The sequence below is a fragment of the Streptomyces sp. NBC_00057 genome, assembly GCF_045041165.1.
Lineage (GTDB): Bacteria > Actinomycetota > Actinomycetes > Streptomycetales > Streptomycetaceae > Streptomyces.
This window is the reverse complement of record NZ_CP108256.1, coordinates 3,344,004-3,363,572: the sequence shown is the minus strand read 5'-3', so window position 1 is coordinate 3,363,572 and position 19,569 is coordinate 3,344,004. Positions and strand designations below refer to the sequence as shown.

Genomic DNA, 19,569 nt, shown 5'->3' with positions numbered 1-19,569 from the left:
AAGGATCGCAAGGCGAACTCTTCAAGTTCGCCGGAGCGAAGGATTCTGATGCGGAAGGCTGTGGCGATTGTGCTCGCGCGGGCGGCGACGTCGGCCGTACTGACGACGCCGGCGGTGGCGGCCGGCGCGGAGGCCGCCCAAGTCGTCATTGGCCGCGGTGGTGAGGAAGAAGTGCCGCTGATCCGGCCGCCCAGTAGCCTGTGCACGTGCCCCGCCGATCCGCTCGCGCGGGTCGGCGGGGCACTTTTCGCACCCTGACCGCGAAGCGTTGCCGGGGTGTTGAGCCCGCGGGCGTGCAACCCATTTTCGCGAGCTGTGCGTCCGGTTATCGGGCGTTGCTCTCCGGAACATGTGTTAACGGTCCGTTTCGGGCGTGTCTGTCTGGGCTCGCTTTGTCCGGATTTCGGTCAACCAGGTCCTGTCGATGTTGTCAAACCGAGACCCTTTAAGTGTGGTTTACAGCCCGGTCGTACTTAATAGTTGGCTCCATTGAGCTCGGGTCAATGGGTCACGCACTGTGGGGGGTGCCGACTCACGAGCACACTCGGGGCACTGAAGCGATCACCGTCAGGGGTGTCGGTGTATCAACTCCAGTGCCCTTCTTGTAGTCAAAAGTGGACTCATGAGGAGGAAACCCATGCGTGGTGCCAAGAGCGCCAAGTGGGTCGCGGGAGCGGCAATCATCGCCCTGACTGCGACCGCCTGTGGCGGTAGCGACAGTGGTAGCGACAAGGGCATGAACTCGGGCAAGGCGGACCCGAATGGGATCCTGACCGCCCAGCTCAGCGAGCCGCAGAACCCGCTGCAGCCGGCGAACGCCAAGGAGAGCCAGGGCAGCCGTGTCCTGCGCACCATCTTCGCCGGCCTCGTCGACTACGAGCCCGGCACCGGCAAGCTCACGTACGTCAACGCCGAGTCCGTGACGCCCAACGCGGACTCGTCCGTGTGGACCGTCAAGCTCAAGCCGGGCTGGAAGTTCCACGACGGCACCGCGGTCACCTCCAAGTCCTACGTGGACTCCTGGAACTGGTCGGCCAACGTCAAGAACAACCAGACCAACTCCAGCTGGTTCCAGGACATCAAGGGTTACGCCGACGTCCACCCCGAGAAGGGTGCTCCGAAGGCGGACAAGATGTCCGGCCTGAAGATCGTCGACGAGAACACGTTCACCATCACCCTGACCAGCTCGGTCTCGTACTTCGCGTACAAGCTGGGTTACGACGTCTGGGCGCCGCTGCCCGAGTCCTTCTTCAAGGACCCGAAGGCCGCCGGCCAGCACCCGATCGGCAACGGCCCCTACAAGTTCGTCTCGTGGGAGCACAAGAAGCTGATCAAGGTCCGGAAGTTCGACGGTTACCAGGGCCCGAACAAGGCCAAGAACGGTGGCATCGACTTCAAGAACTACACCACCGCCGACGCCGCCTACTCGGACCTGCGGTCGAACAACCTCGACTGGATCGAGGCGATCCCGACTACCTCGCTGACGAGCTACAAGCAGGACCTGGGCGACCGCGCCATCGACGCCGAGTACTCCGCGGTCCAGTCGATCGTCCCCGCGTTCTACACGGACCAGTTCAAGGACATCGACCCCAAGGTCATTCAGGGTCTGTCGATGGCCATCGACCGTGACACGATCACCAAGACCGTGCTCCACGGCACCCGTACCCCGGCCGACTCGTTCGTCGCCCGCGGTGTGCTCGGCTACAAGCCCGGTGCCCTCGGTGACATCACGAAGTACGACCCGGCCAAGGCCAAGGCCCTCATCAAGGAGGGTGGCGGCGTCCCGGGCAACAAGATCTCGATCCAGTTCAACGCCGACCAGTCGCACAAGCCGTGGGTCGACGCGGTCTGCAACAGCATCCGCAAGTCCGTCGGCGTCGAGTGCACCGGTGACTCCAAGCCGGACTTCCAGGCCGACCTGAACGCCCGTGACAACAAGCAGGTCAAGTCCATGTACCGCGGTGGCTGGGTGCTCGACTACCCGGTCAACTCGAACTTCATGCGCGACCTGTACGGCACCACCGCCGCGGGTAACACCTCGGGCTACTCCAACAAGGAGTTCGACGCTCTCGCCTCGAAGGCCGACAAGGCCAAGACGCTCGACGAGACCGTCAAGCTCTACCAGGACGCCGAGCAGCTCCTGAAGAACGACATGCCGGCCATCCCGCTGTGGTTCTACAAGAACAACTCGGGTCAGTCGGAGAACGTCTTCGGCAAGATCGTCTACGGCCAGGACGGCGACCCCATCTTCACCGACGTCCAGGTGAAGGCCAAGAAGTAAGCATCGGGATCCGAAGGCCGGTTCCGCCACTCCCTTCAGGGGGCGGCGGAACCGGCCCGTAGGCGTAGGCCCCGGGGCTCTCCCCCCCACACCCCGCGGCGGAGACAACTCTGAGAAGGCCATCGCCGACCCCTCACGGCATGGAGGCATGATGGGGCGTTACGTCGCAAGGCGACTGCTCCAGATGATCCCGGTATTCATCGGGACCACTCTGATTATTTTCCTCATGGTCCACATCCTTCCCGGTGACCCAATCCGGGCGATGTGGGGAGACAAGGCGGCGGACCCCGCACAGGTCGCTTCGCTGCGCCATGAGTTCGGGCTCGACCAGCCCCTGTGGAAGCAGTACATCGACTACATGGGCAACCTCTTCCAGGGCGACTTCGGCAAGACCTTCGGTGGCCGCGAGGTCATCGACGAGATGTCCGAGGCGTTCCCGGTGACGCTCCGGCTGACCGCCGTGGCGATGCTCATCGAGATCGTCGTCGGCATCGGGCTCGGTGCCTGGGCGGGCCTGCGGGCCGGCAAGGCCGCCGACACCGGCGTACTGATCTTCACCCTGGTCGTCATCTCGATCCCGGTGTTCGTGCTCGGTTACCTCGCCCGCTTCGTCCTCGCGGACCAGCTCGGCTGGGTGTCTCCGAACGTCCAGGACTCAACGAGTTACGCGCAGTTGTTCCTGCCGGGCTTCGTGCTCGCCATGCTCTCCATGGCGTACGTGGCACGGCTGACGCGCACGACCTTCGCGGAGAACCTGCGCGCCGACTACATGCGTACCGCGATGGCCAAGGGCCTGCCGCGGCGCCGCATCATCGGTGTCCACCTGCTGCGCAACTCACTGATCCCGGTCATCACCTTCCTCGGTACGGACGTCGGCGGCTTCATCGGCGGCGCGGTCGTGACCGAGGGCATCTTCAATGTCCAGGGTGTCGGAAACCTGCTCTTCAAGGCGCTGCAGCAGCGTGAGGGTTCGACGATCGTGGGCGTTGTCACGGTCTTCGTTCTCATCATTCTTGTGATCAACCTGATCGTCGACCTGCTGTACGCGGTCCTGGACCCGAGGATCCGGTATGCCTGACGTGACCAAGACCCAGACCGAAGCGGCGGTCGACGCCGTGGCTCCGTCGGCCGCCGATGGCCACAAGGAGCAGGGCAAGCCGCGCAGCCTCTGGGGCGACGCCTGGTTCGACCTGCGTCACCGCCCGATGTTCTGGATCTCCTCGATCCTGCTGGTGCTCCTGCTGGTCATCGCCGCGTTCCCCGGGTTGTTCACCAGCGCCGATCCGCGCGACGGCGATCTGACCAACCACTTCCTGACCAAGCCGGAGCTGACGCACTTCTTCCAGCCCGACTGGTTCGGGTACGACGGTCAGGGACGCTCCATCTACGCGCGTGTCATCTACGGCACCCGCGCCTCGATCATGGTCGGTGTCGGCGTCACCGCGGTGGTCACCCTGGTCGGCGGCCTGCTCGGCATGCTCGCCGGATACTTCGGCGGCTGGCTCGACTCCGTCATATCCCGGATCACCGACATCTTCTTCGGTATTCCCTTCCTGCTCGGTGCGATGGTCGTCCTGAACGCCTTCACCGACCGCAAGGTGTATGTGGTGATCCTGGCCCTCGCCTTCCTGGGCTGGACCTCGATCTGCCGTGTGATGCGGTCCTCCGTGATCACAGCGAAGCAGGCGGACTACGTGACGGCGGCCCGCGCGCTCGGCGCCGGCACCCCGCGGATCCTCTTCCGGCACGTCCTGCCGAACGCGCTCGCCCCAACGATCGTCGTGGCCACCATCGCGCTGGGCGGATACATCTCGGCCGAGGCGACGCTCTCGTTCCTCGGTCTCGGGCTCGCGGACCCGACGATCTCGTGGGGCATCGACATCGCCGAGGGCAGCCAGGCCATCCGGGACAACCCGCATGCTCTGCTGTTCCCGGCAGGAATGCTCAGCCTCACGGTCTTCGCGTTCATCATGCTCGGCGACGCGGTGCGTGACGCACTCGACCCGAAGCTGCGCTGAGGAGGGCGTACGACGTGACCATCATGGACAAGACAGCAGACATCCCGGCGCCCCGTGCCGGGGGGGCGGACGACAGCCCGCTCCTCGAAGTGCGCGACCTGCACGTGGAGTTCCACACCCGTGACGGAGTCGCCAAGGCCGTCAACGGTGTGAACTACAGCGTCGACTCGGGCGAGACCCTGGCCGTGCTCGGCGAGTCCGGTTCCGGCAAGTCCGTGACCGCTCAGGCGATCATGGGCATTCTCGACATGCCGCCCGGCAAGATCCCGCAGGGCCAGATCCTGTACCGCGGCCAGGACATGCTCACCATGAGCTACGAGGAGCGGCGGAAGATCCGCGGCCAGAAGATCGCGATGATCTTCCAGGACGCGCTCTCCTCGCTCAACCCCGTGCTCTCGGTCGGCTACCAGCTCGGCGAGATGTTCCGTGTCCACCAGGGACTCTCCAAGAAGCAGGCGAAGGCCAAGGCCATCGAGCTGATGGAGCGGGTCAAGATCCCCGCAGCCAAGGAGCGGGTCAACGACTACCCGCACCAGTTCTCCGGCGGTATGCGCCAGCGCATCATGATCGCCATGGCGCTGGCCCTGGAGCCGGACCTGATCATCGCGGACGAGCCGACCACCGCGCTCGACGTGACGGTCCAGGCCCAGGTCATGGACCTGCTCAAGGAGCTGCAGACCGAGTTCAACATGGGCCTGATCCTGATCACCCACGACCTCGGCGTCGTCGCCGACGTCGCGGACAAGATCGCGGTCATGTACGCGGGCCGGATCGTCGAGACGGCGCCGGTGCACGAGCTCTACAAGCGGCCCGCGCACCCGTACACCCGCGGTCTGCTCGACTCGATCCCGCGGCTCGACCAGAAGGGCCAGGAGCTCTACGCGATCAAGGGCCTGCCGCCCAACCTGCTCAAGATTCCGTCCGGCTGCGCCTTCAACCCGAGGTGCCCCAAGGCGGACGACATCTGCCGCACGGAGATTCCGGCCCTGGTGCCGGTCTCCGAGCAGGACGGCAGCGAGCTGCCCGGCCGCGGCAGTGCCTGCCACTTCTGGAAGGAGACGATCCATGGCTGAGCTCGACAAGACGGACGGATCGTTGGACAGCACCCCGAACGTCACCGACGTCGTGACCGTCGACGCCGCCGACGAGACGGCGGCGGTCGCGGCGATCGAGGCCCCGGTGGAACGCGGTGAGCCGATCCTCCAGGTGCGCAATCTGGTCAAGCACTTCCCGCTGAGCCAGGGCATCCTCTTCAAGCGCCAGGTCGGCGCCGTCAAGGCCGTGGACGGGGTCTCCTTCGACCTCTACCAGGGCGAGACGCTCGGCATCGTCGGCGAGTCGGGCTGTGGGAAGTCCACGGTCGCGCGGCTGCTGATGGCGCTGGAGACGGCCACGTCCGGCGAGGTCTTCTACAAGGGCCAGGACATCACCAGGCTGTCCGGGCGTGCGCTGAAGGCGGTCCGCCGGAACATCCAGATGGTGTTCCAGGACCCGTACACCTCGCTGAACCCGCGTATGACGGTCGGCGACATCATCGGTGAGCCCTTCGACATCCACCCGGAGGTGGCCCCGAAGGGCGACCGGCGGGCCAAGGTCCAGGAGCTGCTGGACGTCGTCGGTCTCAATCCGGAGTACATCAACCGCTATCCGCACCAGTTCTCCGGCGGTCAGCGCCAGCGCATCGGCATCGCCCGCGGCCTCGCGCTCAACCCGGAGATCATCATCTGCGACGAGCCGGTCTCCGCGCTCGACGTGTCGGTGCAGGCCCAGGTCATCAACCTGATGGAGAAGCTCCAGGACGAGTTCAACCTCTCCTACGTCTTCATCGCACACGATCTGTCCATCGTCCGGCACATCTCCGACCGGGTCGGCGTGATGTACCTCGGCAAGATGGCCGAGATCGGTACGGACACGCAGATCTACGACCACCCGACGCACCCCTACACCCAGGCGCTGCTGTCGGCGGTCCCGGTCCCGGACCCGGAGGCCCGCGAGCGCGGCGAGCGGATCATCCTCACCGGTGACGTCCCGTCGCCGGCGAACCCGCCGTCGGGCTGCCGCTTCCGTACGCGGTGCTGGAAGGCCCAGGACAAGTGCGCCACGGAGATGCCGCTGCTGGCGATCCCCGAGCGCTTCAAGTCCGTGGACTCCCCGGCTGCGCACGAATCGGCGTGCCACTTCGCCGAGGAGAAGGACGTCGTCGGCTCGGCCTCGTAGTACGGCGCGTGTGACACGGAAGGCCCGGAACCTCAGGTTCCGGGCCTTCCGTCATGGCCGGCGCGCCGTCAGCCTCCGCAGGCGTGACGGTACGTCAATGATACGTGGTGGCAGGCCACTTGTACTGGATTCCCCACAGGTTGCTGCTCTTCTTCACCGGGGCGACGTTGTTGGACTTCTTCCAGTTCTTCACCATTTTGCAGCCGCCGCCGGACTTCGGCTCCGGCGGACACCGCTACGACTCCGGCGCTCAGCAGCGCGGTGGAGGGGGCGGTGCTAAGGGACTTGAGGGACCGTTGGGCCTTGGTGGCGAGGTGTGGAAGTGATCGTTGCCTCGTCCCGAGGGGTGCCGGGTGGGCAATACGGAAGCGCCCGGAACCGATCGGTTCCGGGCGCCTTTCCCGAATACCCGGGAACCGGGCTCGCAGGTGGCTCGGGTCAATGGGCCGACGTGCTCGGTTCCTTGGGCCGGGGGAGCCGGCTCGCGGACCGATCAGGTCCGTGTCGGCGAGGGCGCACCCGGGACCGGGGCCAGGGGTGTCAGGCCTCGGTCTTGGGGGCTTTGATGGTCTTGTCGAGCTTCGGCCCCTGAGAGGCGCTACGGGCCTGCGGGACGGACGACGCGGTCTGGGGGTCCTCGGGGTAGTGGCAGGCCGTCAGGTGGCCGTCCCGGCTTCCCTCGACCCGTACCAGCGGCGGAGCCTCGCTCGCGCACTTGTCCGTCGCCTTCCAGCAGCGGGTGCGGAAGCGGCAGCCCGACGGCGGGTTGACCGGAGAGGGGACATCGCCGGTGAGCAGGATGCGCTCCCGGGCCGGCACCTCGTCGGCCGTCGCCTCGGGCACGGCCGAGAGCAGCGCCCTGGTGTACGGGTGCCGCGGGTTGCCGTACAGGTCGTCCCGGTCGGCGATCTCCACGATCCGGCCGAGGTACATGACGGCGACACGCTGCGAGAAGTGGCGTACGACGGCGAGGTCGTGCGCGATGAACAGGAACGCGATGCCGAGTTCCTTCTGCAGCTTCTGCAGCAGGTTCACCACCTGCGCCTGGATCGACACGTCCAGCGCCGAGACCGGCTCGTCGGCCACGATCAGCTTCGGCTCCAGGGCCAGCGCGCGGGCCACCCCGATGCGCTGGCGCTGACCGCCGGAGAACTCGTGCGGGAAGCGGTTGTAGTGCTCCGGGTTGAGACCGACGATCTCCAGCAGCTCCCGTACGCGCGCCTCGCGGCCACCCGCCGGGTTGATGTCGTTGATCTCCATCGGTCCGGCGACGATCTTGCCGACGGTCTGCCGCGGGTTCAGCGAGGCGTACGGGTCCTGGAAGATCATCTGGATCTCGGAGCGGACCGGGGCCAGCTGCTTGCGCGAGGCGTGGGTGATGTCCTGCCCGCGGTAGCTGATCCGGCCGGCCGTCGGCTCCAGGAGCCGGGTGATCAGCCGGCCCGTCGTCGACTTGCCGCAGCCGGACTCGCCGACCAGGCCCAGGCTCTCGCCCTCTCCGACGGTGAAGTCGAGCCCGTCGACGGCCTGGACCGCGCCGACCGTCCGCCGGATCGGGAAGCCGCCCTTGATCGGGAAGTGCTTGGTGAGTCCGGAGACGTCCAGGAGGGGATCTGTGCTGCTCATAGTGGGGAAGTCCCGTCTCTTGTACGTCAGTTGGGCCGGGTGCCGGCGAAGTCGGCGAAGAATTCGGTGCGCTGCTCCGGTGTGAGGTGGCAGGCGGCCCCACGGTTGTCCACCAGTTCCAGCGGCGGCTGGTCGGTCGCACAGCGCTTGCCGCCGACCTGCTCGGTGAACGAGCACCGCGGGTGGAAGCGGCAGCCGGTCGGCGGGTTGAGGAGGCTCGGCGGCGAGCCGGGGATCGGCGACAGCGGTACGTCGACCGGCCCGTCGAGGCTCGGCATGGACCCCAGCAGACCCCAGGTGTACGGGTGCTGGGGCGCCCGCAGCACCTCCTTCTTGGTGCCGCGCTCCACACACCGGCCGCCGTACATCACCAGCACGTCGTCCGCGATGTCGGCGATGACACCGAGGTCGTGGGTGATGAAGATGATCGCGGTGCCGGTCTCCTGCTGGAGGTCCTTGAGCAGGTCCATGATCTGGGCCTGCACGGTGACGTCCAGCGCGGTGGTCGGCTCGTCGGCGATCAGGAGCTCCGGGTCGCAGACCAGCGACATGGCGATCATCGCACGCTGGCGCATACCGCCGGAGAACTGGTGCGGATAGTCGTCCACCCGCAGATCGGGCTGCGGGATGCCCACCTTGGTGAGCATCTCCACGGCCCGCGCCCGTGCCTCCCGCTTGGAGGCCCCGGTGTGCTTGCGGTACGCCTCACCGATCTGCCGGCCGACGGTGTGGTACGGCGACAGCGAGGCCAGCGCGTCCTGGAAGATCATGGCCATCTTGTTGCCGCGCAGCCGCTCCAGCTCCCGCTCCGATGCGGCGAGCAGATCCTGGCCGTCGAGCAGGATCTCGCCGTCGATCTGGGTGTGATCGGCGTCGTGCAGGCCGAGGATCGTCAGGTTGGTGACGGACTTGCCGGAGCCGGACTCGCCGACGATGCCGAGGGTCTTGCCCTTCTCCACGTCGAAGGAGAGGCCGTCGACGGCCTTGACGACGCCGTCCTCGGTCGAGAAGTGAACGTGTAGATCCCTGACGGAGAGGAGGGGCTGCTGATCGGTGCTCGTCACGGGGACGCTCCAGGAGGATGTTGCGGGAGAAGGGGGTGGGCCGGAACGGGGAGCGGGGTCAGGCGAGCCGGATCCGCGGGTCGATGAGGCCGTAGACGGCGTCCACGACGATGTTGGCGAAGACGATCGCGCCCGCCGCGACGATGGTGACCCCGAGCAGCATGGGCAGGTCGCTGGTGTCGACCGAGCGCACGGAGAGCTGGCCCAGACCCTGGAGGCTGAAGGTCACCTCGGTGATGATGGCGCCGCCGATCAGCGTGCCCAGGTCGATGCCGAAGATCGTGACGATCGGGCCCATCGCCCCGCGCCAGGCGAAGCGGAAGAAGACCGAGCGGCGGGACAGGCCCTTGGCGCGTGCGGTGCGGACGTAGTCCTCGCTGAGCTGCTCGACGAGCTGGGAGCGGGTCATACGGGTGTAGTTGGCGGTGAAGATGATCGACAGCACCAGCCAGGGCAGCAGCAGCCCCGATGCCCACTTCACCGGGTCCTCGGTGAGCGGTGTGTACGAGGGCTGCTCCAACAGGCCCATCTGCTGCACCAGCAGGAACATCGCGAGGTAGCCGACGAAGTAGATCTGGAGCGAGGAGCCGAGCAGCGAGAACGAGCTGGCGATCTTGTCGAGCGCCTTGCCCTGCTTGACGGCGGCGAGCATGCCCGCGCCGACACCGAGGATCACGAAGAAGAAGGCCGCGCCCACCGAGAGCGAGAGGGTCAGCGGCAGACGGTCCATGATCGTGCCGAAGACCGGCTGGCGGTTGGTGAACGAGTAGCCGAGGCAGGGCGCCGGGCAGTGACCGTAGTTCCCGTAGTCACGGCCCATGAAGATGCCGGTCAGCCAGTGCCAGTACTGGACGGGCATCGGGTCGGCGATTCCCAGGTTCTGCTTGATCTGGGTGAGGAGTTCGGGGGTGCAGACCTTGCCGCAGGCCATCCGGGCGGGGTCACGGGGTATCGCGTAGAAGAGGTAGAAGGTGATGGCGCTGATGACCAACAGAATGACGATAGCGCCGGTCACGCGGCGGAGAAGAAATCGAAGCATGGGGTCGTGACTTTCCGGGTGGGGCGCCGTCGCCGAGGGGTGGTGAGCGGGGGAATGACCGGGGGCGGGGCGGCCGGTCCGGCCGCCCCGCCCCTGAGGATCACGCCTTGGCGTAGAGCTTGGTGATCGCGATGCCGCTGTTGCCGCCGTCGAAGGTCACACCGCCGACCTTGGAGCCGTACAGCCAGTTGCGGATCGGCCAGTAGTCCGGCACACAGGCGGCCAGCTCCATGATCTGGCGGTCGATCGCGCCCCAGGCCTTGTTGGCCTCCTCGGGGTCGGTGATCTCGGCCGCCGCGTCGATGGCCTTGTTGACGCTCGCGTCGTTCAGCTGCGGCCAGTTGGAGGCGCCGTTGGCGATGACACGGCCGTCGAAGGTGGGCTGAAGAGCGGTGTAGCCGCCCGGCCAGTCGGCGGACCAGCCGGCCGCGAACATATCGAAGTGGTTGTCGATCTGGGCGATCTGGCTGTAGAAGGAGGTCTTGTCGACCTGCTTCGTCACCACGTCGAAGCCCGCCTTGGTGAGCGCGTTCTTGATGGCAACGGCCTGCTTGACCGCGTTGTCGGACTGCTGGAAGGCGATGACGATCTTCTGTCCCTCCTTGCCGGCCTCCTTCAGCAGCGCCTTGGCCTTGACCGGGTCACCGGCCGGCTTCGCCTTCTTGCCGTAGAGGTCGAAGTCCGCGTGGCCGGGGGTGAGCGGGCTGATGATGGTGGTGGCGATTTCGGAGGAGGAGGCGCCGCCGCGGATCAGCTGAGTCTGCTGCGAGGGCCAGGCGTAGTTGAGCGCCTGACGTACCTTGACGTCCGTGATGCGCGTGGTGTTGATCGCGTAGTAGTACGTCGCCGCGTCGAGGTGCGTCAGGACGCGCTTCTTCAGTTCCGGGTCGCCGAGCACCTTCTGGATGCGCTCGGGGGCGATCTCGTTGAAGATCGACAGCGTGTGCTGGTCGTTGCCCTGGTCGGCGACGTAGCGGTCCGTGGACGCCAGGTTCTGGAAGCCGGACTGCAGCTGGAACTTGTCCGGGTAGGCGTTGCGGATCGGGTCCGTCTTGGGGTCCCAATGGGGGTTGCGCGACAGCGACATCGACTTGCCGACCTGGCGGGCGTCGATCTTGTACGGGCCGCAGGAGAACGGCTTCTTGTCGTAGTCCTCCTTGGTGTCCTTCTTCTTGGGCACCAAGGAGAAGGCACGCATGCCCAGCGTGAAGTTGAAGTCGCCGCGAGCTTCCTTGAGATGGAAGGTGACGGTCTTGCCGTCGATCTCGATGGAGTCCAGGTGCTTGCCCTCGTAGGGGCCCTTGTACTTGTCGCCGCCGACCAGCCATTCCTGCGGGTAGCGCGGTCCGAACGTCACGAACTTGGCGAAGAGGCGCTCGAAGGTGTGGCGGACATCGTCCATCGTGATGTCCGAGCCGTCCTCCCACTTCACGCCGTCCTTCAGGGTGAACGACCAGGTCTTGCCGCCGTCCTTCGTCGCGCCGGCGTCGGTGGCGAGGTCGCCCACGAGCGTGGTGGTGCCGTTGTTGTCCACCTTGTAGCCGACCAGGCCACGCATGAACAGCGGCGTGACGAGGTTTTCGTAGGACGACCAGATCTGTGCCGGGTCCAGGTGGTCGCAGTCCAGCTGCTCCATCGTGTAGAGCGTGCCGCCCTTGACGGCGCCGGGGACCTCGGGGGCGGGGCCGGTGGAGTCGGCCTTGGTGCCGACCAGGATCTCGGCCCCCTTGTTGCCGGTCACCTTCGGGGTGTCCTTGCTGCCACCCTTGCCGCCGCCCGCGTCACCGCTGCTGCATGCGCTCAGGACAGTGGAGCTCGCGGCCGCCACGCCGGTGGCGATCAGGAAGTTTCTGCGGGAGAAAGACATGCGTATCGGTCCTTGGGTCGGTGGACGGAGCAGGTACGACAGGCCGGACCACAGCGGCCGGGCTGGGTGGAGCAGAAGCTCAGCGCTTCGACTTCGGGTCGAGCGCGTCGCGTACGGAGTCGCCGAGCAGATTGAAGGCGAGGACGAAGATGATCATCGAGACGCCCGGGAAGAGCATGAAGGTGATGTCGTCCGTGTAGAAGGACGCTCCGCGCTGGATCATCACGCCCCAGTCGGGGGTCGGGTCGATGATGCCGACACCGAGGAAGGCCAGGCCCGCCTCGGCCGTCACGAAGGCCGGCAGCGCGAGCGTGGCCTGGATCAGGATCGGCGTCCAGAGGTTCGGCAGCAGTTCCTTGAAGATGATCCGGGCGGGAGAGGCACCGGTGACCTTCGCGGCCTCGACGAACTCCCGCTCGCGCAGGGCCAGTACCTGGCCGCGGAGCAGGCGGGCCATCGAGGCCCAGCCGAAGGCGGTGAGGGCCAGGATCAGGCAGATGGCCCGCAGCGATGTCGGGATCTCGTCGTCCGGCGACACGAACAGCCCGTAGACGACCGGCATGAAGGCGATGAAGAAGAGCGTCGACGGGAACGACAGCAGAATGTCGATGACCCGTCCGATGAAGTAGTCCGTCTTGCCGCCCAGATATCCGGCGGTGACACCGATGACCACACCGATGAGCGTGACGAGAATGGTGGCCGCTGCCGCGATCAGTAGCGAGGTGCGGATTCCGTACAGCAGGAACGTGAAGACGTCCCGGCCCAGTTGAGGCTCGATACCGAACCAGAAGTCGCCGCTGATGCCGCCGTTGGGCAGGGCCGGATAGCCGAAGCCGTTGAGCAGTTCCGGGTTGTCCTGGCCGTACGTCGTGTACGGGTCCTTGCCGTACAGCTTGGCGATCAGCGGCGCGGCTATCGCTATCACGAAGAAGAACACGACGATGTAGGCGGAGAGCACGCCCGTCCTGTCGCGCTTGAAGCGCCGCCAGGCCAGCTGGCCTGGACTCCGTGCGTCGGCGCCCTTGTCGGGGCCTGCGGGCTGCCGGGACTCCTCAACGGCTTCGGTGGCTGTGGTGTCCACCGGAGCGATGGGGGCCGGGGATGGCGTGGTCATCGAGCTCCTGTCCCCGTACGGAAAGCGGCATCCTCCGGGCAGGAGGAGCTAAGGGGTTGGAACGGACCCAATCAATCGCGTTGACAACGGTCAATTGGCTGTGCAACTCCACACGCGATCTTTAGGTTCTTGACCAGAACTTGACAAGGAGCAGGTGTCCTGCAGGTGGACACGCGATGTGCGGAGCGGGGCAATCTGGGCAACTCGGGCGAGGGTGTCCGATCATGGGTGTGTCCTTTTCGTTATGCGGGGCACTCGAGCGACTCGGTGACACATACGCACGTACGGCCGCAGATAGGGTGCATTGATGTCGTTAACAGGTGATATTTGGCTATACATGTGACGAAGACTCAGAGGAGGCACTCCATGCGCGGAGCCACACCGGCCAAGTGGGCCGCATGTGCGGTGGCCGTCGCCCTGGCGGCGACGGCATGTGGCGGAGGGGGCAGCAGCGGTGGTGGCGGTGGTGCCGACGGAATCGTGAGCTCCTCCTGGGGTGACCCGCAGAACCCGCTGGAGCCCGCCAACACCAATGAGGTGCAGGGCGGCAAGGTCCTCGACATGATCTTCCGGGGACTCAAGAGGTACGACCCGAAAACCGGCGTGGCCACCAACATGCTCGCCGAGAAGATCGAAACCAAGGACAACCAGAACTTCACGATCACCGTGAAGGACGGCTGGACCTTCAGCAACGGCGAGAAGGTCACCGCGAAGTCGTTCGTGGACGCCTGGAACTACGGGGCCCTGCTGAAGAACAATCAGAAGAACGCCTATTTCTTCGGTTATATCGACGGATACAACAAGGTCCACCCCGAGTCGGGCAGCGCCGGCGCGAATACGCTCTCCGGCCTCAAGCTCGTCAACGACAAGACCTTCACGGTCAAGCTGATGCAGAAGTTCTCCCTCTGGCCCGACACCCTCGGCTACCCGGCCTTCGCCCCGCTGCCCAGGGCCTTCTTCACCGACCACGCCGCCTGGGTGTCCAAGCCGATCGGCAACGGCCCGTACACCGTCGACAAGTACACCAAGGGCTCGTCGATGAACCTGCGCAAGTGGGACAAGTACCCCGGGGACGACAAGGCGCAGAACGGCGGCATCGACCTCAAGGTCTACACGGACAACAACACCGCTTACACCGACCTGACGGCCGGCAACCTCGACCTCGTCGACGATGTGCCCGCCTCGCAGCTGAAGAACGTCAAGGCGGACCTCGGCGACCGGTACATCAACACCCCGGCCGGCATCATCCAGACCCTCGCCTTCCCCTTCTACGACAAGAAGTGGAACACCCCCGGCGGCATCAAGGTCCGCCAGGGCCTGTCGATGGCGATCAACCGCGATCAGATCACCAGTCAGATCTTCCAGAAGACCCGCACTCCGGCCTCCGACTGGACCTCCCCGGTCCTCGGCGTGGACGGCGGATTCAAGAAGGGGCTGTGCGGCGCGCCCTGCCAATACAACGCGGCGAACGCCAAGAAGCTGATCCAGGAGGGCGGCGGCATCCCCGGCGGCCAGCTCAAGATCTCGTACAACGCGGACACCGGCTCCCACAAGGAGTGGGTCGACGCCGTCTGCAACAGCATCAACAAGGTGATGGGCAACAACAAGGCGTGCGTCGGCGCCCCGGTCGGCACCTTCGCCGACTTCCGCAGCCAGGTCTCCCAGCAGAGGCTGACCGGCGCCTGGCGGGCCGGCTGGCAGATGGACTACCCGCTCATCCAGAACTTCCTGCAGCCGGTGTACTACACCGACGCCTCGTCCAACGACGGCAAGTGGAGCAACAAGCAGTTCGACGGCCTCGTCGACAAGGCCAACGCCGAGTCCGACAAGGCCAAGGCCGTCTCGACCTTCCAGGACGCGGAGAAGGTCCTGGTCGCGCAGATGCCCGTGATCCCGCTCTGGTACCAGAACGGCAGCGCCGGTCACTCGGACCGGATCACCCATGTGTCGCTGAACCAGTTCAGCGTCCCGGTGTACGAGCAGATCAAGGTCAAGTGACCCGCCCGGGCCGGGTGGCCGGTGCGCTTCCCGGCACCGGCCACCCGGCTTCCGCATCCCGCCGACGCGTCACTCCCCAGCCCCGCGCCCCTGAACCCCGCGACCCCCGGAGCCCTTCATGGGACGTTATGTGATCCGGCGGCTGCTGCAGATGATCCCGGTCTTCTTCGGCACCACGCTGCTGATCTTCCTCATGGTGAACGTGATGGGTGACCCCATCGCGGGCCTCTGCGGCGAACGCCAGTGCGATCCGGCGACCGCAGCCCAACTCCGCTCGGAATTCGGCCTCGACAAGCCCGTCTGGCAGCAATACCTGACCTACATGGGCAACGTCTTCACCGGCGACTTCGGCACCGCGTTCAACGGGCAGAAGGTCACCGAGCTGATGGCGACCGCCTTCCCCATCACCATCCGGCTCACCATCGTGGCGCTCTTGTTCGAGATCGTCATCGGCATCAGCCTCGGCGTCGTCACCGGTCTGCGCCGAGGCCGCCCCATCGACACCACCGTGCTGATCCTGACCCTGGTCGTCATCTCCATCCCGACCTTCGTCACCGGTCTGCTGCTCCAGCTCCTCCTCGGTGTGAAGTGGGGGATCATCCATCCGTCCGTCTCCTCACAGGCGCCGCTCGACGAACTCATCATCCCGGGGCTCGTCGTCGCCTCCGTCTCCCTGGCGTACGTCACCCGGCTCACCAGGACCTCGATCGCCGAGAACGCCCGCGCCGACTATGTCCGTACCGCCGTCGCCAAGGGCCTGCCCAGGCGCCGCGTGATCATCCGGCATCTGCTGCGCAACTCCCTGATCCCCGTCGTCACCTTCATCGGTACGGATGTGGGCGCCCTGATGGGCGGGGCGATCGTCACGGAGCGGATCTTCAACATCCACGGCGTCGGCTATCAGCTCTACCAGGGCATCCTGCGCCAGAACTCCCAGACCGTCGTCGGGTTCGTCACCATTCTGGTCCTCGTCTTCCTGGCGGCGAACCTGATCGTCGACCTGCTGTACGCCGTACTCGACCCGAGGATCCGCTATGCCTGAGCAGACACCGGACGAGGCGATCTCGTCGGCCGGAGCGGGAGGCGTGATGGACCTCGCCCTGGAGGAGGGTGCGACCCTCGAAAAGACACCGGGCGGCCCCGAAGGCACCGGCCCCGCCGAGAAGCCGCGCAGTCTGTGGTCCGACGCCTGGCGGGACCTGCGCCGCAACCCGGTCTTCATCATCTCCGCCCTGATCATCCTCTTCCTGGTGATCATCTCGATCTGGCCGTCACTGATCGCGGACCAGGACCCACTCAACTGCAACCTGGCCAAGGCCCAGGAGAGCTCACAGCCCGGCCACCCCTTCGGCTTCGACGGACAGGGCTGCGACGTCTACACCCGGACCGTCTACGGGGCCAGGAACTCGGTGACCGTAGGCGTCTGCTCCACCCTGGGCGTCACCCTCCTCGGTAGCCTCCTCGGCGGCCTTGCCGGATTCTACGGCGGCTTGTCGGATTCGTTCCTCTCCCGTGTCACCGACATCTTCTTCGGCATCCCGGTGGTCCTCGGCGGCCTGGTCTTCCTCTCCGTGGTGCCGAGCTCCACCGTCTGGCCGGTGATCGGCTTCATCGTGCTGCTGGGCTGGCCGCAGATCGCCCGTATCGCACGTGGCTCGGTCATCACCGCCAAGCAGAACGACTACGTCCAGGCGGCCCGCGCGCTCGGCGCCTCCAACTCCCGGATGATGCTGCGCCACATCGCGCCCAACGCGGTCGCCCCCGTGATCGTCGTCGCGACCATCGCCCTGGGCACGTACATCGCTCTGGAGGCGACTCTCTCGTTCCTCGGCGTCGGCCTGAAGCCGCCTGCCGTCTCCTGGGGCATCGACATCTCCGCCGCGGCCAACTACATCCGCAACGCCCCGCACATGCTGCTCTGGCCCGCCGGAGCGCTGGCGATCACCGTGCTCGCGTTCATCATGCTCGGCGACGCGGTGCGCGACGCCCTCGACCCCAAGCTGCGCTGAGGAGCCCGTTGCCATGTTGCTCGAAGTGCGCGATCTGCACGTGGAGTTCCACACCCGCGACGGGGTGGCCAAAGCCGTCAACGGGGTCAACTACTCGGTGGCCGAGGGCGAGACGCTCGCCGTCCTCGGCGAGTCCGGCTCCGGCAAGTCGGTCACCGCACAGGCGATCATGGGCATTCTCGACATGCCCCCGGGAAAGATCAGCGGCGGCGAGATCCTCTTCAAGGACCGCGATCTGCTGAAGATGAAGAGGGAGGAGCGCCGGAGGATCCGCGGCCAGGAGATGGCCATGATCTTCCAGGACGCGCTCTCCTCCCTCAATCCCGTGCTCAGCGTGGGGGAGCAGCTCGGCGAGATGTTCGTCGTCCACCGCGGGATGTCCCACAAGGACGCCAGGCTCAAGGCCGTCGAGCTGATGGACCGGGTCCGCATCCCGGCCGCCAGGGAACGCGTCGGGAACTACCCGCACCAGTTCTCCGGCGGCATGCGCCAGCGCATCATGATCGCCATGGCGATGGCGCTGGAACCTTCGCTGATCATCGCGGACGAACCCACCACCGCCCTCGATGTGACCGTCCAGGCCCAGGTGATGGACCTGCTCGCCGAACTCCAGCGCGAGCTCAACATGGGACTCATCCTGATCACCCACGACCTGGGCGTGGTCGCGGACGTCGCCGACTACATCGCCGTGATGTACGCGGGCCGGATCGTCGAGGCGGCCCCCGTCCACGAGATCTACAAGGCCCCCGCCCACCCGTACACCAAGGGCCTCCTCCAGTCGATCCCGCGCCTGGACCAGAAGGGCCAGGAGCTGTACGCGATCAAGGGCCTGCCGCCCAACCTGCTGCACATCCCGCCCGGCTGCGCCTTCAACCCGCGCTGCCCGATGGCTCAGGAGATCTGCCGAGGTGAGGTACCGCCCCTCTTCGAGGTGGCCCAGCACCGTGAGAGCGCCTGCTACTTCTGGAAGGAGACGCTCGATGCACGCTGAACCGGGGAGCACCCGCGTGGGCGGCGAACCCATTCTGCAGGTCCGCGATCTGGTCAAGCACTACCCGCTGACCCAGGGCATCCTGATCAAGAAGCAGATCGGCGCCGTCAAGGCGGTCGACGGGGTCTCCTTCGACCTGGCGGCGGGCGAGACGCTCGGCATCGTGGGGGAGTCGGGCTGCGGCAAGTCGACCGTGGCCAGGATGCTGGTGCATCTGGAACAGCCGACGGCCGGTGCGATCAGGTACAAGGGCGAGGACATCACCAAACTGTCGGGGCGCGCCCTGAAGGCCGTGCGCCGCAACATCCAGATGGTGTTCCAGGACCCGTACACCTCGCTCAACCCCCGGATGACCGTCGGCGACATCATCGGGGAGCCGTACGAGATCCACTCCGAGGTGGCCCCGAAGGGCGACCGGCGGGCCAAGGTCCAGGATCTGCTGGACGTCGTCGGGCTCAACCCGGAGTACATCAACCGCTATCCGCACCAGTTCTCCGGCGGCCAGCGCCAGCGCATCGGCATCGCCCGCGGGCTGGCCCTGAACCCCGAGATCATCGTTGCCGACGAACCCGTCTCCGCCCTCGACGTCTCCGTACAGGCGCAGGTCGTCAACCTGCTGGACCGGCTCCAGGCGGAGTTCGGGCTGAGCTACGTCTTCATCGCACACGACCTGTCGATCGTCCGGCACATCTCCGACCGGGTCGGCGTGATGTATCTGGGCCGGATCGTCGAGATCGGCACCGACGAGCAGATCTACGACCACCCCACGCATCCGTACACCCAGGCGCTGCTGTCCGCCGTCCCGGTGCCGGACCCGATGGCCCGCGAGCACCGGGAACGGATCATTTTGCACGGCGATGTCCCCTCGCCGGCCAATCCGCCCTCCGGCTGCCCGTTCCGCACCCGCTGCTGGAAGGCGCAGGAGCGGTGCGAACGGGAAGTGCCGCTGCTGGCGGTACCGGCGGTCTTCCGGCTGACGGACGCACCGGCCGGGCACGATTCGGCCTGCCACTTCGCGGAGGAGAAGCAGGTGGTGCCGCCGGAGGGGCTGCTGGAGACGCCGGGGGAGACGGTGGTGGGGGAGGCGGTTTCGGAGGAGAAGGCGGACGAGTCCGGTCAGGAGGACGCCGTGGGTCCGTCGGGCGCCGTGGGCAAGGAGGACGGGCCGCCGCCTTCGGGGAGCAGCCGGGCCGGCTGACCGCGGGCACGTTGACGCGCGGGCAACTTGGCCGTCTCACGTCCGATACACGAACGCGCCACCATGGTCGGCGTACGGCCGTGCGGGTGCCGTGAACCGGTCGGGGGGCCATCAAGTCCCCCCGGCCGGTTGCCCGTTCGCGCACCG

General features: G+C 66.4%; 17 protein-coding genes. 12 read left to right on the top strand and 5 right to left on the bottom strand.

Annotated features, from left to right (window positions below; translation table 11 throughout):
* Window positions 1–48: 48 nt before the first annotated feature.
* The 7 genes from OG953_RS15465 to OG953_RS15435 all read left to right on the top strand — a co-directional run bounded on the left by OG953_RS15465 (window position 49) and on the right by OG953_RS15435 (window position 6,842).
* On the top strand, window positions 49–258 hold the full coding sequence (locus tag OG953_RS15465) for a hypothetical protein (RefSeq protein ID WP_405684810.1): 210 nt from the start codon (window positions 49–51) through the stop codon (window positions 256–258).
* Window positions 259–637: 379 nt separating this feature from the next.
* Entirely contained in the window at window positions 638–2,281 is a 1,644-nt protein-coding gene (locus OG953_RS15460; RefSeq protein ID WP_405684808.1) for an ABC transporter substrate-binding protein, read from the top strand.
* Window positions 2,282–2,432: 151 nt separating this feature from the next.
* Window positions 2,433–3,359: an ABC transporter permease gene (locus OG953_RS15455; RefSeq protein WP_405684807.1), complete on the top strand. Its 927-nt coding sequence runs from the start codon at window positions 2,433–2,435 to the stop codon at window positions 3,357–3,359.
* The gene (locus OG953_RS15450; protein ID WP_405684805.1) at window positions 3,352–4,299 is read left to right on the top strand and encodes an ABC transporter permease; all 948 of its coding nucleotides are present in this window, start codon (window positions 3,352–3,354) and stop codon (window positions 4,297–4,299) included. The genes OG953_RS15455 and OG953_RS15450 overlap by 8 nt, the downstream gene beginning before the upstream one ends.
* A 14-nt stretch (window positions 4,300–4,313) precedes the next feature.
* The gene (locus tag OG953_RS15445) at window positions 4,314–5,372 is read left to right on the top strand and encodes an ABC transporter ATP-binding protein (protein WP_405684804.1); all 1,059 of its coding nucleotides are present in this window, start codon (window positions 4,314–4,316) and stop codon (window positions 5,370–5,372) included.
* Window positions 5,365–6,516 (top strand): ABC transporter ATP-binding protein, encoded by a 1,152-nt coding sequence (locus OG953_RS15440; RefSeq protein WP_405684802.1) that lies wholly within the window; start codon window positions 5,365–5,367, stop codon window positions 6,514–6,516. The genes OG953_RS15445 and OG953_RS15440 overlap by 8 nt, the downstream gene beginning before the upstream one ends.
* A gap of 107 nt (window positions 6,517–6,623) precedes the next feature.
* Window positions 6,624–6,842 (top strand): hypothetical protein, encoded by a 219-nt coding sequence (locus OG953_RS15435; protein ID WP_405684801.1) that lies wholly within the window; start codon window positions 6,624–6,626, stop codon window positions 6,840–6,842.
* 214 nt (window positions 6,843–7,056) lie between these two features.
* Here OG953_RS15435 and OG953_RS15430 read toward each other — a convergent pair whose 3' ends face one another.
* From OG953_RS15430 to OG953_RS15410, 5 genes are all read right to left on the bottom strand, one after another.
* Complete coding sequence (locus OG953_RS15430) at window positions 7,057–8,142, bottom strand: ABC transporter ATP-binding protein (RefSeq protein ID WP_405684799.1); 1,086 nt, start codon at window positions 8,140–8,142, stop codon at window positions 7,057–7,059.
* A gap of 26 nt (window positions 8,143–8,168) precedes the next feature.
* On the bottom strand, window positions 8,169–9,206 hold the full coding sequence (locus OG953_RS15425; protein WP_405684798.1) for an ABC transporter ATP-binding protein: 1,038 nt from the start codon (window positions 9,204–9,206) through the stop codon (window positions 8,169–8,171).
* Between the two features lie 58 nt (window positions 9,207–9,264).
* A complete protein-coding gene (locus tag OG953_RS15420; RefSeq protein ID WP_405684796.1) occupies window positions 9,265–10,245 on the bottom strand; it encodes an ABC transporter permease in 981 nt (326 codons plus the stop codon).
* A gap of 100 nt (window positions 10,246–10,345) precedes the next feature.
* Complete coding sequence (locus OG953_RS15415; protein ID WP_405684795.1) at window positions 10,346–12,112, bottom strand: ABC transporter substrate-binding protein; 1,767 nt, start codon at window positions 12,110–12,112, stop codon at window positions 10,346–10,348.
* Window positions 12,113–12,191: 79 nt separating this feature from the next.
* On the bottom strand, window positions 12,192–13,226 hold the full coding sequence (locus OG953_RS15410) for an ABC transporter permease (RefSeq protein ID WP_405684793.1): 1,035 nt from the start codon (window positions 13,224–13,226) through the stop codon (window positions 12,192–12,194).
* Between the two features lie 366 nt (window positions 13,227–13,592).
* Here OG953_RS15410 and OG953_RS15405 point away from each other — a divergent pair, with 366 nt between their 5' ends.
* The 5 genes from OG953_RS15405 to OG953_RS15385 all read left to right on the top strand — a co-directional run bounded on the left by OG953_RS15405 (window position 13,593) and on the right by OG953_RS15385 (window position 19,422).
* Window positions 13,593–15,224, top strand: a complete 1,632-nt coding sequence (locus OG953_RS15405; RefSeq protein ID WP_405684792.1) for an ABC transporter substrate-binding protein — start codon at window positions 13,593–13,595, stop codon at window positions 15,222–15,224.
* Between the two features lie 118 nt (window positions 15,225–15,342).
* Window positions 15,343–16,266 (top strand): ABC transporter permease, encoded by a 924-nt coding sequence (locus OG953_RS15400; protein WP_405684791.1) that lies wholly within the window; start codon window positions 15,343–15,345, stop codon window positions 16,264–16,266.
* Window positions 16,259–17,233: an ABC transporter permease gene (locus tag OG953_RS15395; RefSeq protein ID WP_405684789.1), complete on the top strand. Its 975-nt coding sequence runs from the start codon at window positions 16,259–16,261 to the stop codon at window positions 17,231–17,233. Before OG953_RS15400 ends, OG953_RS15395 begins: the two co-directional genes overlap by 8 nt.
* A gap of 13 nt (window positions 17,234–17,246) precedes the next feature.
* On the top strand, window positions 17,247–18,224 hold the full coding sequence (locus tag OG953_RS15390) for an ABC transporter ATP-binding protein (RefSeq protein WP_405684788.1): 978 nt from the start codon (window positions 17,247–17,249) through the stop codon (window positions 18,222–18,224).
* Entirely contained in the window at window positions 18,214–19,422 is a 1,209-nt protein-coding gene (locus tag OG953_RS15385) for an ABC transporter ATP-binding protein (RefSeq protein WP_405684787.1), read from the top strand. Before OG953_RS15390 ends, OG953_RS15385 begins: the two co-directional genes overlap by 11 nt.
* Window positions 19,423–19,569 lie beyond the last annotated feature (147 nt).